Annotated in this window: 19 protein-coding genes; 14 read left to right on the top strand and 5 right to left on the bottom strand. The window is 71.0% G+C overall.

Annotation, left to right across the window (positions count from 1 at the left end; genetic code table 11):
* Positions 1 to 56 precede the first annotated feature (56 nt).
* Positions 57 to 1037: a proline racemase family protein gene (locus CQ044_RS07425; protein ID WP_105687854.1), complete on the bottom strand. Its 981-nt coding sequence runs from the start codon at positions 1035 to 1037 to the stop codon at positions 57 to 59.
* Positions 1034 to 1984, bottom strand: a complete 951-nt coding sequence (locus CQ044_RS07420; RefSeq protein ID WP_105687853.1) for an ornithine cyclodeaminase family protein — start codon at positions 1982 to 1984, stop codon at positions 1034 to 1036. Before CQ044_RS07420 ends, CQ044_RS07425 begins: the two co-directional genes overlap by 4 nt.
* Positions 1985 to 2212: 228 nt before the next feature.
* On the opposite strand from CQ044_RS07420, the gene rpsP reads away from it, so the two are divergent.
* Genes rpsP through trmD form a run of 4 tightly spaced genes read left to right on the top strand, consistent with a single transcriptional unit; the run spans position 2213 to position 4222 of the window.
* Positions 2213 to 2644 (top strand): 30S ribosomal protein S16, encoded by a 432-nt coding sequence (gene rpsP / locus CQ044_RS07415; RefSeq protein ID WP_105687852.1) that lies wholly within the window; start codon positions 2213 to 2215, stop codon positions 2642 to 2644.
* 6 nt (positions 2645 to 2650) lie between these two features.
* On the top strand, positions 2651 to 2881 hold the full coding sequence (locus CQ044_RS07410; RefSeq protein WP_045273224.1) for an RNA-binding protein: 231 nt from the start codon (positions 2651 to 2653) through the stop codon (positions 2879 to 2881).
* 2 nt (positions 2882 to 2883) lie between these two features.
* Complete coding sequence (rimM, locus tag CQ044_RS07405; RefSeq protein WP_105687851.1) at positions 2884 to 3504, top strand: ribosome maturation factor RimM; 621 nt, start codon at positions 2884 to 2886, stop codon at positions 3502 to 3504.
* Positions 3494 to 4222, top strand: a complete 729-nt coding sequence (gene trmD, locus CQ044_RS07400) for a tRNA (guanosine(37)-N1)-methyltransferase TrmD (protein WP_105687876.1) — start codon at positions 3494 to 3496, stop codon at positions 4220 to 4222. Before rimM ends, trmD begins: the two co-directional genes overlap by 11 nt.
* 74 nt (positions 4223 to 4296) lie before the next feature.
* On the opposite strand, the gene CQ044_RS07395 is transcribed toward trmD, so the two are convergent.
* Positions 4297 to 4890, bottom strand: a complete 594-nt coding sequence (locus CQ044_RS07395) for a histidine phosphatase family protein (protein WP_258133195.1) — start codon at positions 4888 to 4890, stop codon at positions 4297 to 4299.
* 76 nt (positions 4891 to 4966) lie between these two features.
* On the bottom strand, positions 4967 to 5749 hold the full coding sequence (gene map / locus CQ044_RS07390) for a type I methionyl aminopeptidase (RefSeq protein ID WP_105687849.1): 783 nt from the start codon (positions 5747 to 5749) through the stop codon (positions 4967 to 4969).
* A 103-nt stretch (positions 5750 to 5852) separates the two neighbouring features.
* Here map and CQ044_RS07385 point away from each other — a divergent pair, with 103 nt between their 5' ends.
* From CQ044_RS07385 to CQ044_RS07345, 9 genes are all read left to right on the top strand, one after another.
* Positions 5853 to 6380: an MFS transporter permease gene (locus tag CQ044_RS07385; RefSeq protein ID WP_105687848.1), complete on the top strand. Its 528-nt coding sequence runs from the start codon at positions 5853 to 5855 to the stop codon at positions 6378 to 6380.
* 190 nt (positions 6381 to 6570) lie between these two features.
* On the top strand, positions 6571 to 6921 hold the full coding sequence (gene rplS / locus CQ044_RS07380; RefSeq protein ID WP_045273220.1) for a 50S ribosomal protein L19: 351 nt from the start codon (positions 6571 to 6573) through the stop codon (positions 6919 to 6921).
* A 121-nt stretch (positions 6922 to 7042) separates the two neighbouring features.
* On the top strand, positions 7043 to 7825 hold the full coding sequence (lepB, locus tag CQ044_RS07375; RefSeq protein WP_045273219.1) for a signal peptidase I: 783 nt from the start codon (positions 7043 to 7045) through the stop codon (positions 7823 to 7825).
* A complete protein-coding gene (locus tag CQ044_RS07370) occupies positions 7806 to 8465 on the top strand; it encodes a ribonuclease HII (protein WP_045273218.1) in 660 nt (219 codons plus the stop codon). Before lepB ends, CQ044_RS07370 begins: the two co-directional genes overlap by 20 nt.
* 54 nt (positions 8466 to 8519) lie before the next feature.
* On the top strand, positions 8520 to 8846 hold the full coding sequence (locus CQ044_RS07365; protein ID WP_045273217.1) for a DUF2469 family protein: 327 nt from the start codon (positions 8520 to 8522) through the stop codon (positions 8844 to 8846).
* A gap of 418 nt (positions 8847 to 9264) precedes the next feature.
* Entirely contained in the window at positions 9265 to 9627 is a 363-nt protein-coding gene (locus CQ044_RS07360) for a YraN family protein (RefSeq protein WP_105687847.1), read from the top strand.
* Positions 9624 to 11153, top strand: a complete 1530-nt coding sequence (locus tag CQ044_RS07355) for a YifB family Mg chelatase-like AAA ATPase (RefSeq protein WP_105687846.1) — start codon at positions 9624 to 9626, stop codon at positions 11151 to 11153. The genes CQ044_RS07360 and CQ044_RS07355 overlap by 4 nt, the downstream gene beginning before the upstream one ends.
* Positions 11150 to 12406, top strand: coding sequence for a DNA-processing protein DprA (dprA, locus tag CQ044_RS07350; RefSeq protein WP_258133194.1), 1257 nt, complete (start codon positions 11150 to 11152; stop codon positions 12404 to 12406). Before CQ044_RS07355 ends, dprA begins: the two co-directional genes overlap by 4 nt.
* Before the next feature lie 77 nt (positions 12407 to 12483).
* The gene (locus tag CQ044_RS07345) at positions 12484 to 13386 is read left to right on the top strand and encodes a tyrosine recombinase XerC (protein WP_105687845.1); all 903 of its coding nucleotides are present in this window, start codon (positions 12484 to 12486) and stop codon (positions 13384 to 13386) included.
* Positions 13387 to 13441: 55 nt separating this feature from the next.
* Here the strand turns inward: CQ044_RS07345 and CQ044_RS07340 are convergent, their stop codons facing one another.
* Positions 13442 to 14155: a murein hydrolase activator EnvC gene (locus CQ044_RS07340; protein WP_105687844.1), complete on the bottom strand. Its 714-nt coding sequence runs from the start codon at positions 14153 to 14155 to the stop codon at positions 13442 to 13444.
* Between the two features lie 285 nt (positions 14156 to 14440).
* Between CQ044_RS07340 and rpsB the strand changes: the two genes are divergently transcribed.
* Complete coding sequence (gene rpsB / locus CQ044_RS07335) at positions 14441 to 15367, top strand: 30S ribosomal protein S2 (RefSeq protein WP_105687843.1); 927 nt, start codon at positions 14441 to 14443, stop codon at positions 15365 to 15367.
* Positions 15368 to 15378: the final 11 nt, after the last annotated feature.

Genomic DNA, 15378 nt, shown 5'->3' with positions numbered 1-15378 from the left:
GATGCGGTTGGGCAGGGGGGAGCGGGACGCTTCACGATACGACGGCGGCGCCGGCCTCAGCGCAGGCTGAAGCCCTCGGGCAGCGGGTCGCCGTCGTCGAGATCGAAGGTGCACGATCCCACCCGGTGCGCGAGCCCGCGCACCTCGGGGATCACGCCGTCCGAGGTGCGGGCCGCGACCGTCGCGAGGAAGCGCGTCCCGATGATCGAGTCGTGCGTAAGCTCCTCGCCATCGCCGAGCGCGCCGGACGCGGCGAGGAGCGCGACGCGGGCCGCGGTGCCGGAGCCGCACGGGCTGCGGTCCACCTCGCCGTCCGCGAAGACGGTGACGTTGCGCTGCCAGGGGCCGCGTTCTGTGCGCCCGAGATCGTCGAACAGGATCGTGCCGTAGACGCCGCTCAACCGTGCGTCCTCGAGCTGCGCGGCCGGATGGTCGTTGAGCGCCCACTTGATCTCGCGCCCGATGCGGATGAGGTCGGCGGTGTGCTCCGGGAGCACGGACAGCCCGACCGTGGAGGCGGGCAGCGTCGCGTACACGGCGCCGCCGAAGACCAGATCGACGTCGACCCGTCCGAGCGAGGTCGTCAGCGAGATGCCGCGCGCGAGGACCCGCGACTCGACGTTGCGGAAGACGACCTCGGTGATCCGGCCCTTCTCCTGCCGCACCAGGGCCTGCACGCGACCGCTCGGCACGTCGATCGTCACGGTCGTCTCGCCGTCCGGATCCGAGGGGACCCGACCGGTGCGGACCGCCCAGGCCCCCAGCGCGATCGTGCCGTGCCCGCACGCCGTGGAGAAGCCGTCCTTGTGCCAGAACAGCACGCCGAGATCGGCGCCGGAGTCGTCGGGCGGAGTGAGGAAGCCTCCGTACATGTCGTCGTGGCCGCGGGGCTCCAGGCAGAGGAAGCGCCGAACGGCGTCGGCCTCGCCCGTCATCGCCGCGACCCGGCGCTCCGCCACGGTGGCGCCGTGGGTCGGCACGCCTTCGACGATGCGGAACGGCTCACCGGCGGTGTGCCAGTCCTCGGTGGTGATCACGGTCGCTCCTCTCCGGGGCCGACGGCGCGTGCCGCGACGGCCAGATCCTGCCAGCCCATGCCGCAGGTCTTGATGATCCTCGGTCGGTCCCGCGCGGGGGAGACCGCGCCCGTGAAGAGCTCGTGCATCGTGACGAGGCCCTCCGGGCGCAGCGCGCCGGCGTCCACGGCGCGGATGACGTCGCCGGCTTCGGCCGCCGCGACGCGTCGGCTCTCCACGACGACCTGGCTGCGGCCGAGCAGTGCGGCCGGAAGCTCCGCCTTCGCGGGCTCGTGCGAGCCGATCGCGACGACGGTGGCGTCGGCGCGGACGACCTCCGGGGAGAAGAGCGGATCGGTCGCCGTCGTCGCGCACACGACGAGATCGGCGGCAGCGAGATCCGCGATGGAGCCGACCGCGACGGACGACTCCGGCACGAGCGCCTGTGCTGCGGCGGCGGCGGCTGCTGCTCTGCCCGCATCCCGGCCGACCATCCGCACCGTCCGCAGCGGACGCACCGTGGAGAGCGCCTGGACGTGTCTCACGGCCTGGGGTCCCGTGCCGAGCACGATGAGGTCGCCCGCTTCGGGCTCGGCGAGCACGTCGACGGCCGCGGCGCTCACGGCCGGGGTGCGGAGCGAGGTGAGTGCCGTGCCGTCCAGGACGGCGATCGGCGCAAGTGTCGCTCCGTCCAGCAGGATGTAGACGCCCTGGATGCGCTCTCGTCCTTGGGCGGGATTGCCCGGGGCGACGGAGGCCAGCTTCTGACCGACCATGCCGTCGAACGCGGCCGGCATGAGCAGCAGCTGCCCGTGGGGGACATCGAGGATCGTCCGCGGGAGATCGTGCTCGGGGTCGAAGCCTCCGCGGAGCACCTCGCCGACGGCCTGGATCGCCTCGGCGATGCTCACGCGGGCGGAGAGGGTCGCCGCATCGATGAGGGCGAGATCGGCGATGACATCGGACATGCACCCAGCCTAACTAGTAATATGTCATGCGGTACAGCACTTTCGAACGGTCGGCGCAACACGGATTCCCACCGTTTCGCCTCAGCGGCGGGGATCTGGCAGAATGGACAGCTGGATCGCCGCTCGACCCTCTATCCGGCCGTGATCCACCCGCAGAGCTTCCACCGGGTGTGCACCCCACGCTTCTGGTGATCAGTTCGTCTTCCTTCCACACCATTCAGGAGAATCGTGGCTGTCAAGATTCGTCTCAAGCGCCTGGGCAAGATCCGTGCGCCCTACTACCGCATCGTCGTCGCCGACTCGCGCACCAAGCGCGACGGTCGCGTGATCGAGGAGATCGGCAAGTACCACCCCACCGAGGAGCCCTCGTTCATCGAGGTCGACTCCGAGCGGGCGCAGTACTGGCTGTCGGTCGGCGCTCAGCCGACCGAGCAGGTCGCCGCCATCCTCAAGATCACGGGCGACTGGGGCAAGTTCAAGGGCGACAAGGACGCGAAGTCCACCCTCAAGGTCGCCGGCGAGAAGGCCGTCTTCGAGGCCGACTCGGCCAAGAAGTCCGTCATCAAGCCCAAGGTCGAGAAGAAGGAGACTCCCGCTGAGGAGGCTCCCGTCGAGACCCCCGCCGAGGACGCAGCCGAGGCTGCGGCCGACGCGGAGTAATCCGTCGTGCTGGCTGCCGCGCTCGAGCACATCGTCTCGGGGATCGTCGATCACCCGGAGGATGTCACCATCACCGCCACCTCGTCGCCTCGTGGCGACGTCCTCGAGGTGCACGTGCACCCCGATGACCGGGGGCGCGTGATCGGGCGCGGCGGCCGCACCGCCAAGGCCCTGCGCACGCTGATCACCGCGCTCGCGGACGGACGTCGCGTTCGCGTCGACGTCGCGGACGACTGAGCGTGGCTGTCACCGATCGCCCCAACGGACGCAACCAGCTGCGTGTGGGGCGCCTCGTCAAGGCGCACGGGCTCAAGGGCGCACTCAAGCTGGAGCTCTACACCGACGATCCCGCCGGACGCTTCGTGCCCGGCGCCGAGTTCACGTTGCAGGTGCCTGAAGCATCTCCGTGGCACGGCAAGTCCATCACGGTCCGCGAGCACCGGGTGATGAACGGCAGCTCCGTCGTGTTCTTCGAGGGCGTCGATGACCGTGACGCCGCCGAGGGCCTCGTCAAGGCGATCCTGTGGATCGACCAGGACGACTCCGAGGAGCCCGAGGACGACGCCTGGTACGACCACCAGCTCACCGGACTCGACGTCGTCCGCGACGACGTCGTCGTCGGCCGGGTGATCCGCGTCGACCACCTGCCCGCACAGGACCTGCTCATCGTCCGGCCCGCATCGGGATCCGAGATCATGGTCCCGTTCGTCTCGGCGATCGTGCCGACCGTGGACATCGCCGCGGGGCGGATCATCGTCACGCCGCCCGCCGGCCTCTTCGAGGAGCTCGCCGAGGATGACGCTCCCGCCGATGAATCGGCGGAGGATGCCCCCGAGCAGGACGCGCCCGGTGCGGATTGACGTCGTCTCGATCTTCCCGTCGTACTTCGACGGGCTGACCCTCTCCCTGCTCGGCAAGGCGCGGGACAGCGGGATCCTGGATCTGAACGTCCACGATCTGCGCGACTGGACCGGCGACCGGCACCGCACCGTCGATGACACGCCCTACGGGGGTGGCGCCGGCATGGTCATGAAGCCGGAGCCGTGGGGCCTCGCCCTCGATCAGCTCGCCGCCGAACCCGCTCGCACGGCTTCGGTCCCCGAGCGCGTCGAAGGGCGCCCCACGATCATCTTCCCCTCGCCGGCCGGCGAGGTGTTCCGTCAGTCCACGGCCCGCGAGCTCGCGGATCGCGAGCATCTGATCTTCGGCTGCGGCCGCTATGAGGGCATCGACGAGCGCGTGTTCGAAGAGGCCGCGGCGCTCGGCGAGGTGCGCCTGATCAGCCTCGGCGACTACGTGCTGAACGGGGGAGAGGTCGCCGTGATGGCGATGGTCGAGGCGATCGGCCGGCTCATCCCCGGCGTCGTCGGCAATCCCGAGAGCCTCGTCGAGGAATCGCACGAGGACGGACTGCTCGAGTACCCGTCGTACACGAAGCCGTCGGTCTGGCGCGACCGCGAGGTGCCGCCGATCCTGCTGAGCGGCAACCACGGGGCGATCGCGGCCTGGCGCCGCGAGCAGCAGATCGAGCGCACCCGGCGTCGCCGTCCCGACCTTCTGCCCGACGACGAGGGCTGAGCGCGGTTCCGTCACTCGCTTCCGCATGAGGGCCGCACGCTCGGCGCTAGGGAACGGCTCTCCGGGCGATGCCCTCAGACCAGCCGCTCCGCTCCTCGGGTGATCTCGAAGACGATGCCGTGAGGATGGCGCAGTGCGAGCGCCTCCGCATGACCGTATCCGCGCATCGCTGCGCGCAGCAGGCGGCCGATCATCTCGTGGGCGACGATCAGCGGTGTGCCCTCGCCCGCCCAGGAGCACTCGTCCAGGGCGCGGAGTGCCCGCGGGCGTGCAGAGGCATAGCTCTCACCGCCGGGGAACGCCCAGCCATAGCGGTTCTCCGATCGCAGCGCGCGGATGCCGGGGGTGGCCTCCTCGAGCTCGTCCCACGTGCGACCCGCGAAGGACCCGTGGTGCACCTCGGCGAGTTCGTCCACGGCGACGACCTCGACGTCCAGGTGCGCCGCGACGATCTCGGCGGTCCGTCGTGCGCGTCCCAGCGGACTCGTGCAGACGACCCCGACGCCTGCCCCCTCGAGTCGTCGTGCGATCTCGTTCGCGTGCCCGATACCGGCCTCGGTCAGCGGGGAGTCGAGCTGACCCTGCAACCGGTGCTCGCGGTTCCACGCGGTCTGGCCGTGCCTGGCCAGGAACAGGCGCTCCGGCATCCGCAGGTCGTGTCGGGACATGCCCACAGAATGGCACATGCGCGCCGCGCGGCGCAGGTGGCGGCGTGACGCCGGTGGCCGCCCTCGGAGCAGCGGGTCAGTCGACGCCGAGGAACGAGCGGTCGGTGAGGATGATGGGGCCGTCCTCGGTGATCGCGACAGTGTGCTCGGAGTGGGAACCGCGGGAGCCGTCGGCGCTGCGCAGCGTCCAGCCGTCGGGATCCGTCACCAGCTCGTCGGTGGTCGCGAGGAACCAGGGCTCGAGCGCCATCACCAGGCCCGCCCGCAGGGGGAAGCCGCGGCCGGGACGCCCGTCGTTGGGCACGTGCGGGTCGCCGTGCATGATGCGGCCGACGCCGTGGCCGCCGAAGTCGGTGTTGATCGAGTAGCCCTCGCCGTGGGCGACGGCGGCGATCGAGGCGGAGATGTCGCCGATGCGGTTGCCGACCACGGCGGTGGCGATCGCCGCCTCCAGGGCGCGCTCGCTGGTGTCGATGAGGCGCAGGTCCTCATCGCGGGGCGTGCCCACCACGAACGAGACGGCGGAGTCGGCGACCCAGCCGTCGACCGACACGGCGAAGTCCAGGGACACGAGATCGCCGTCGCGCAGCGTGTAGTCGTGCGGCAGGCCGTGCAGCACGGCGTCGTTCACCGACGTGCAGATCACCTTCCCGAAGGGGCTCGCACCGAACGAGGGGTGGTAGTCGATGTAGCAGGACTCGGCGCCGGCCTTGCGGATCATGTCGTGGGCGCGACGATCGATCGAGAGCAGGTTCGTGCCCACCTTGGTCTCGGCGCGCAGCGTCGCCAGCGTCTCCGCCACGAAGCGTCCAGCCGCCCGCATCTCCTCGATCTCGGCGGGGGTGCGCAGTTCGATCATTCCCAGTCCTCTCGTCGCATCCATTCTCTCCTACCGCGCACACAGGGGACGCTCACAGCGAACGTGCGGATCCGCGCCTGCTGCCGAGACGTAGCATCGCGGTATGTGGATCCGGCGCGCGTTCTTCTCCTGGCTGTTCCCGGCCGCTCTCGTGCTGCCGCTCTGGCTGTTCATCGGCTGGGGTGTGTTCCAGGCGGGCGGGTGGGCGTTCCTCTGGGTGCTGTTCGTCGCCCTGCCGTCGGTGCTCGTGGGGGAGGTCGCGCTGGCGTTCCTGGTGCGCGCGCGGCCCACCGTCCGCGAGGAGCGCGCCGTCTCCTGGCGCGACGTCCTCGGATTCACCGTGTGGCACGGCCTGACGATCGCGCTCGGCTTCTTCCCGAAGGATGCGTTCGGCTGGCTCCTGACCGGCACGATCGTCGCGTTCCTCGGGCTGTTCTGGTCGACGCTCTGGCAGCTCTGGAAGGACGTCGCGGAGCGCGGAAGGACGGCTTTCGTGATCGACCCCGAGACCATGCGCGCGACCGTCTACGGGGATCAGAGCGAACCCGTGCGGGAGCGCGCGAGCCGCAACGGGGACGTCATCGTCATCACCGAGACGGGGAATTCCAGCGAGGGGCGTTCGGAGCGCTGAGTCCGCGCAATGCGCCGTCGACCCGCGTTTTGGTGCGGGTCCGGATCCATGGCAGAATGGTTGTTTGTGCCGTGACCCGGTTCTGCCTCAGGGGAACCCGCGGACGCCTCGTGCGCCGTTCGGCACAGACTTCCGATTTCAACCCTTCCCACATGCATGCGACCTGAGGCGAGTGCAGAGAGAGACGATCATGCAGATCCTCGACGTCGTCGACGCGGCTTCGCTCCGCTCCGACATCCCCGAGTTCTTCCCCGGCGACACCGTCAAGGTGCACGTCAACATCATCGAGGGCAGCCGCTCCCGTATCCAGGTCTTCCAGGGCGTCGTCATCGGCCGCTCGGGCGACGGCGTGCGCGAGACCTTCGTGGTCCGCAAGATCAGCTTCCAGGTGGGCGTCGAGCGCACCTTCCCGGTGCACTCCCCGGTGATCGACCACATCGAGGTCGTCACCCGCGGTGACGTGCGTCGCGCGAAGCTGTACTACCTCCGCAACCTGCGCGGCAAGAAGGCGAAGATCAAGGAGAAGCGCGACGCGCGCTGATCCCATTCGGCTTTCGAACAAGCGCCCCGAGACACGGCTCTCGGGGCGCTTGTTCATTCCCTGGACGTGAGAAGCTGGATGGCGCCGTCGACCGACGGCCGAGGTCTGTGAAGGATGGCGCATGACGGAAGAGATCGCGGCCGGATCCGCTGACGCGGTACGGGTGCAGACGACGCCGCGGCGCCGCGGCTGGGTGATCTTCCTCCGAGACGTCGTGGTGATCCTCCTCATCGCGGTGCTGGTCTCCTTCCTCGTGAAGACCTTCGTGGTGCGCAGCTTCTACATCCCGTCCGGCTCGATGGAGAACACTCTTCTCGTCAAGGACCGGATCCTCGTCGACGAGATCACTCCGCACTGGAACGGCTATCACCGCGGCGACGTCGTGGTCTTCAAGGATCCGGGCGGCTGGCTGCCGCCGGCGCCGCCGCAGCCGCCGCGATCGCCGCTGCTCGAGGCCGGGGAGTGGTTCCTGACGCTGATCGGCGTCGCCGCCCCCGATTCGGACGACCATCTGGTCAAGAGGCTCATCGGACTGCCGGGCGACCATGTCGTGTGCTGCAACTCGCTGGGTCAGCTCACCGTCAACGGTGCGCCGATCGACGAGTCCTCCTATCTCAAGCCGGGCGTGGGCGACTCCCGCGCGTCCAGCATCCCGTTCGACGTCACGGTGCCGAAGGGTGCCGTGTGGGTGCTCGGCGACAACCGCACGCGCTCCGAGGACTCCCGGTATCACCAGGACCAGCCGGGAGGCGGGTTCGTGCCCAAGGAGAACATCGTCGGGCGCGCGTTCCTCACCACCTGGCCGTTCGATCGATTCGGCCTCATCGACGGCCACTACGCCGTCTTCAACGGGGTCTCGAACCCGAAGCCGCAGGGGCGCCGCCGTGGCGGTCGTCGAGCCTAGCCTGGTCCTCGAGCGGCGGCTGCTGCGCGAGCACTCCCATCTGATCGCCTTGGACGAGGTCGGTCGGGGAGCCCTCGCCGGTCCTGTCGCGGTGGGAGCCACGGTCGTGGACGCGGCCGCAGCCCGGCGCCGCGTGCCCCAGGGGCTGCGGGATTCGAAACTGGTGCCGGAGAAGCGCCGGCCCGAGGTCGCCGAACGCGCCGGGGCCTGGGCGCCCGCGAGCGCGGTGGGCTGGGCCACGAACGCGGAGATCGACGAGGTCGGCATCATGCGCGCGCTCGGCCTCGCCGCCTCCCGCGCCATCATCGCCGCGTGCGGGGACGCCTGGGAAGCCTCATCGGCGCTCGTGATCCTCGACGGCAACCACGACTACGTCTCCGCCGTGCACCCCGGACCGCTGACCGTGCGCTCGATCATCAAGGCCGACCGCGACTGCGCATCCGTGGCGGCGGCCTCGGTGCTGGCGAAGGTGGCGCGCGACGCGCTCATGGTCGAGCTCGCTCCCGAGTTCCCGGACTATCAGTGGGACCGCAACAAGGGTTACGCGAGCATCGAGCACCGTGAGGCGATCCGGTTGCGCGGTCTCACGCGCCATCACCGCTCGTCCTGGGCGATCGCCGACGCGCCCACCCTGTTCTGAAGCACCCGCGCGGATGCGGCCCTGCCGAGGCGGCTCTCGTAGGATGGGGGGATCATGGATGACGACGCCTTCGACGACTACGACCGTGAGCTCGAGCTCGCCCTGTACCGCGAGTACCGCGACGTGGTCCTTCAGTTCCAGTACGTGGTCGAGACCGAGCGTCGGTTCTACCTCGCGAACGAGGTCAACGTGGTGCGTCGTGACACCGAGCACGACTTCTACTTCGAAGTGTCCATGAACGACGTCTGGGTGTGGGACATCTACCGCGCCGACCGCTTCGTGAAGTCGGTGCGCGTGCTGACATTCAAGGACGTGAACGTCGAGGAGCTGTCCCGCCGCGAGTTCGAGCTGCCCCAGGAGCTTTCGCTCGACGGCGAGTGATCCCGGCCGTAGGGGCGCCCACGCGCTGAGGCGCCGGCCGTCCAGGCTACTTCTCGCCGGCCGTCCGGACGGCTGCTCGCCGAGTTCACGGCGGACTGTCGAGTGCACGGGATCGCCGCGTCGATACTCCGTGTTCCGGGCAACAACGCGTTCGCTCGACGAGATCTGCCCCCGCCCCGCCCCGCGGGCGCCATCTCTGCTGAGCTCTGAGCGCGCCCCACCAATTCGAGTCGTCCACATCAGCGCACCCCATGGCGTCCGCTGACGGGGACGACTCGGTAGTGGAGGAGCTATTGGAGAGGCGTGGCTCCGCTTTGCGGGGAGCGGTCGTCCTCCACAGATCGGCGGCACCGCAGTTTCCGCACCGGTTGCGCGACAGCGCCTCCACGAACGACGGCCGGCTCGCAGGCTGTCTGTCATGGCAGCCAAAGACGAGCTCGGACGCGCGGGGGAGGACCGCGCCGCCGAGCATCTGACCCGACTCGGATATCGGATCCTGGATCGCAACTGGCGGTGCGATGAGGGCGAACTCGACATCGTCGCTCAGCGTGAGGGGGTGCTCGCGTTCGTCGAGGTGAAGACCCGGCGGACCCTCGATTTCGGCCACCCGTTCGAGGCGATCGACGAGCGCAAGCGGAAAAGGCTGTGGCGTCTCGCGCATGTCTGGGTGCGCGAGCATCCGATGTCGAGCGCGGGGCGGGCGCTGCGGCTCGAGGCGATCGGGATCGTGGGCGCGGATCCGGCCGTCGGCGACCTCGAGCACCTGCGGGATCTGCGATGACCGCGCGCACCTGGTCGGTCGCGCTGACCGGCCTGAACGGGCATATGGTCGACGTCGAGGCCGACCTCTCGCAGCAGACCCCGGGCTTCGATCTCATCGGCCTCGCGGATCGCGCGCTCGGCGAGGCCGTGCGCCGCGTGCACAACGCATGCCGCAACAGCGGCCTCGATCTGCCGCGCCGCAAGCTCACGGTGAACCTGTCGCCGGCGAGCCTGCCCAAGCACGGGTCGGCGTTCGACCTGGCCATCGCGATCGCAGCGTTCGGCACGGCGGGCTCCCTCGACCCGGTCTCGCTCGCGCGCACCGTGCACCTCGGCGAGCTCGGACTGGACGGGCGGCTGCGTCCGGTCCCCGGCGTGCTGCCCGCGCTGCACGCGGCACGAGCGGCCGGATTCGAGCGCGCCGTCGTCCCGGTGGCGAACGAGGCGGAGGCGCGACTCGTGCCGGGGCTCGAGGTGCACGCGGCGGTGAGCCTCGCGCATGTCGCACTGCTGCACGGGGCCGACCTCGCCGACCCCGGCGATCCGGAGCCGGTGCGGGCGGTGGTGACCTCGCCCCAGAGTGATCCGGCGCCCGAGCTGGCCGACGTGATCGGTCAGGACGAGGCGGTGTCCGCGCTGGTCGCCGCCGCGGCCGGCGGGCACCATCTGCTCTTGTCCGGTCCGCCCGGCGCCGGCAAGACCATGCTGGCGCGCAGGCTCGCCGGCATACTCCCCGATCTGGATGAAGAGCTCGCACTCGAAGCCGCATCGATCCGCTCGCTGATGGGGGAGACCATCACTCGGCTGGATCGTCGCCCGCCCTTCGTCGCCCCGCATCACAGCGCGTCGATCGCGGCACTGATCGGCGGCGGATCCCGGGCGGCTCGTCCGGGGGCGATCGCCCGCGCGCACGGCGGGCTGCTCTTCCTCGACGAGGCGGCCGAGGCCCCAGGCGGCGTCCTGGAGGCGCTTCGGCAGCCTCTCGAGGCGGGCATGATCGAGATCCATCGGTCGGCGTTCACGACGCGCTTCCCCGCGCGGTTCCAGCTGGTGCTGGCGACGAATCCGTGCCCGTGCGGGGCGTTCGGAGTGGTCGGCGAGGAGTGCATCTGCCCGCCGTCGGCGATCCGGCGCTACGCGGCGCGGCTGTCGGGCCCGATCAGGGACCGGCTCGACATCGAAGTGAGGGTCGCCCGCGTGTCCGCTGTCCAGGTCACGGCGCAAGAGCGCGGCACGCTCTCGACGGCCGACGCCCGCGGGCAGGTCGAGGCCGCCCGTGACCGCGCAGCGCGGCGATGGCGAGGGACGCCGTGGCGGCTCAACGCCCACGTGCCAGGGACCTGGCTGCGCCAGGGCGAGTTCCGGCTCCCGGTCGATGCGCGGGCGCCGCTGGATCGCGCGCTGCAGCGAGGCGCCCTCACCCTCCGCGGATACGACAGGGTTCTGCGACTGGCGTGGTCGGTGGCCGATCTCGTCGGCGCTGACGCTCCCGGGCTCGCCCATGTGGGCCGCGCGCTCTTCCTGAAGAAGGGGATCACGACATGAACGACCTGCCGAAGAAGAGGGCGGGGGCGACCGACTCGACGGCTCTCCGCGCTCCGAGCAGCGCGGAGATGAAGGTGATGCTGCGGGACCTGCGCGAGGACTCCCGTGTCCTCGCGGCAGCGACCCGGATTCGACCCGATGCCGGAGACCCCGACGTGCGGGACGGGCTGATCTGGGGCCTCGTCACCGAACCCGGCGACGGCGTCGCCGGTGCCCTGGTCGCGGCGCTCGGGGCCACGGAGGCGCTGGAGGTGGTGGCGGGCGGGCATGGCGGATCCGTCGGTCTCGCAGATGACGAACGTCCCGCCGCGGGGGCGCTGCGGGAGGGGCGTCGTCGATGGGCGCCCCGACTCGATCCCGATCTGCATCTGGGCGGCCTGCGAACAGCGGCGCGCATGGGCGTGAGGCTCCTGCTGCCGTCGGATCCGGAATGGCCGACTTCCATGGCCGACCTCGGCGCGCACGCTCCGCTCGCGCTCTGGTTGCGTGGTGACGCTGCGGCTCTGGCCGGATCCGGCGTGGCGCTCGTCGGTGCACGGGCCTCCTCGAGTTACGGCGAGCACGTGGCGGGGGAGTTCGCGGGAGAGCTCGCCGCGGAGGGGCGCGTGATCGTCTCCGGAGGCGCGTACGGAATCGACGGCACTGCCCACCGGGCTGCGCTGCGCGCCGGCGGCATGACGGTGGCGGTGCTCGCCGGCGGCGTGGATCGGCCGTACCCGAGCGGGCATGCGCAGTTGTTCGAGCGGATCGCCGCGAGCGGCGCGCTCGTGAGCGAGGTCGCGTGCGGCGTCGCACCGACGAGGTGGAGGTTCCTGGCTCGCAACCGGCTGATCAGCGCGCTCTCCGCGGCGACGATCGTCGTCGAGGCTGGGCAGCGCAGTGGATCCCTGAACACCGCAGGGCATGCGGCCGCGCTCGGCAGGCCGCTCGGTGCCGTGCCGGGGCCGATCACCTCGACGGCGTCGGCGGGATGCCACCGGCTGCTGCGCGACTACGACGCGTGCTGCGTCACGTCGGTGGCGGACGTGCGGGAGTTGCTCGGAGGGGCGCCGGTCGCGGCGACGAGGCGTGCGGAGGATCCGGACATGGTGCGCCTGGCCGATGCCCTGAACGTGCGCGCGGCGCGCGGCAGCACGGAGCTGGCGCAGCGCAGCGGGCTGAGCATCGATCGCGTGGAGGCGCTTCTCGGCGTCCTCGAGCTGGACGGCGGCGCCGTCCGTTCCGAACGCGGGTGGCGCAGTGTCCTGCGGTGAGAGCGTCCGGCCCCGAGTCGGCACCGCGCCCGCGCGTGCTCCTGCTGCTGCGGCGCGGAGGAGCGCATGCTGGACCCATGCGCGTATCCGAGGCCGCCGCGGCGTTTACGACGCACCTTACCCAGGTGCGCCGGCTCTCCCCGGCGACGGTGCGGGCATACCGCTCGGATCTGGCCGACCTCGCCGCCTCCACTGCGGATGCGGAACTCCCCGATGTCGACCTGGAGGCGCTGCGGGACTGGCTGTGGCGCGCCACGCAGCGCGGCGATGCGCGCTCGACGCTGGCTCGTCGGACGGCGGCGGTGCGCTCGTTCTTCTCCTGGGCGGCCGAGACCGGCCTCGTCGGCATCGACCCCGCGCTGCGCCTCGTGACGCCCAAGCGCGGGCGCACGCTGCCGGCGGTCGCCTCCGCCGACGCGATGCGCGTGCTCCTGGACGAGGCGCGCGATGGTGCTCTCGACGGCGATCCGATCCGATTGCGCGACAGCGCGATCCTGGAGCTGCTGTACGGATCCGGCATGCGCGTCTCCGAGCTGTGCGGTCTCGCCGTCGACGACCTCGACCTCGACCGTGGCACCGCGCGCGTGCTCGGCAAGGGCGACAAGGAGCGCGTCGTGCCGTTCGGTGCGCCGGCACGCGATGCGGTGGCGAAGTATCTGCGCCGGGCGCGCCCCGTGCTGGTGGCGCGTGCGGAGCGGCCGGGACCGGCCCTGTTCCGCGGCGCCAGAGGCGGGACGCTCGGACCGCGCACGGTGTACGAACTGGTCGCCCGCGTGCTCGCACCCGTCATCGGCGCGGAGACCGTCGGCCCGCACGCCCTGCGCCACTCCGCCGCCACGCACCTGCTCGACGGCGGGGCCGACCTGCGCGCGGTGCAGGAGATCCTCGGGCACGCGAGCCTCGGGACCACCCAGATCTATACCCACGTCTCCGCGGAGAGGCTCACCGCGAGCTACCGGCTCGCGCACCCCAGAGCGTGATGGCCGTGTCGTTCGCGCGCAGCACCGCGTCCACCAGTGCCCCCGTCAGCATCGGTCAGCATCCGCCGGGGCCGCACGGGAGCAGCACCGCACGCGGCACTCCGCCGAACAGCAGCATCGGATTGATGTAGGCGCCGTTCCACCGCACGCCGATGTGCAACGCGCCCTCCGGCGTGTGGCCGCCCGCCGACACGGTCGCGACCGCATCGCCCGCGCGTACCGCAGCGCCGGCGCCCAGAACCGCCTGCACCGGCTCGAGGGTGGTGACGAGGCCGTTGCCGTGGTCGATCGTCAGGAGCGCCCGGTCGACGACCACGCCGCGGTAGGCGACCGCGCCAGAGGCCGGCGCCCGCACCTCTCCTGACGCTGCGACGTCCATCCCGCGATGCCCCGGCCCGTAGGCGTGCGCAGGGGCACGGAACGGCACGACGACCGTGCGCGCGCCCACGACCGGCCACAGCCAGTCGCCGTCGGGCAGTGGGCCGGGGTCGACCGCCCCATCGAGCCCGCGCGAGACTCCTGCGGTGACGGCGGCCCCGCCCGTGGCAATGACGGCGACCCCGCCCGTGGCAGCGCCGGCGGCCCCGCCCGTGGCAGCGCCGGCGGCCCCGCTCGCGGCGGCCGCGGGAGTCGCGATGGCGACCGGCGCCGCAGCCGTGAGGAGCACCGGGACCAGCCCGCCGAGAAGCCCGACCGCGACGGAGACCGTGATGAGTGAAGGACGGCGCGTGAGCACCGGTGCGGCAGGGTGACGGGGGGAGTGGGGCATCCCCCGATCCTGCGCCGGTCGGTCCCGACGCGGGACGCCTCCACGCAATCGGTGGGAAGCGCGCGGGGCGGCCTCATTGTGCGGAGGGAACGCGCGCGATCCGGGGCCCCGACCCTGATATGCTTGCAGGGCATCCCGTATGTCGGGGTGACTACGCGTGCCCACAGCGTTCAACGTGGCGAACATTCCACAGGTCTCTCGCAAGAGAGCGGAGTGCGCGCCGGGTACCAGGATCGCCGATCGCCCGATCGGCAGCAACAACCTCAACCAACAAGGAGTACGACCATGGCCGTCGTCACCATCCGCCAGCTGCTCGACAGCGGCGTTCACTTCGGACACCAGACCCGCCGGTGGAACCCGAAGGTGAAGCGCTTCATCCTCACCGAGCGCAGCGGGATCCACATCATCGACCTGCAGCAGTCGCTGGGCTACATCGACAAGGCCTACGACTTCGTCAAGGAGACCGTCGCGCACGGCGGCACCATCCTCTTCGTCGGCACCAAGAAGCAGGCGCAGGAGATCCTCGCCGAGCAGGCCGCCCGCGTGGGCCAGCCCTTCGTGAACCAGCGCTGGCTCGGTGGCCTCCTCACCAACTTCTCGACGATCTCGAAGCGCCTCGCCCGTATGAAGGAGCTCGAGGAGCTCGACTACGAGACCCCGGCGAACAGCGGCTTCACCAAGAAGGAGCTGCTGCTCAAGAAGCGCGAGCTCGACAAGCTGCACAAGTCGCTGGGCGGCATCCGCAACCTGACCAAGACCCCGTCGGCTCTGTGGGTCGTCGACGCCAAGCGCGAGCACCTCGCGATCGACGAGGCCAAGAAGCTCGGCATCCCGGTGATCGGCATCCTCGACACCAACGCGGACCCGGATGACTTCCAGTACCCGATCCCCGGCAACGACGACGCGATCCGTTCCGTCTCCCTGCTGACCCGCATCATCGCCGACGCCGCGGCCGAGGGCCTGCAGCTCAAGCACAACCCCGAGGTCGGCGACGCCGAGCCGCTCGCCGAGTGGGAGCAGGAGCTGCTCGAGGGCGCCGACGCGCAGACCGCGGCGACCGAGTCCGCCGCAGACGAGGCCGGTGCTGCCGCGCACGACGAGGCGATCGCCGCTGCCGCCGAGGAGACGGTGACCGAGGTCGCCGCCGCCGCCGAGGAGACCGCCGCCGAGGCCGAGGCGACCGACGCCGACGCCGAGTCCGCCGACAAGTAATCGCGGTCTGT

Origin of the sequence: Microbacterium sp. MYb64, assembly GCF_002979495.1 — a bacterium.
Lineage (GTDB): Bacteria > Actinomycetota > Actinomycetes > Actinomycetales > Microbacteriaceae > Microbacterium > Microbacterium azadirachtae_A.
The sequence above is the reverse complement of the archived record's forward strand: the minus strand, read 5'-3'. Positions and strand labels throughout refer to the sequence as shown.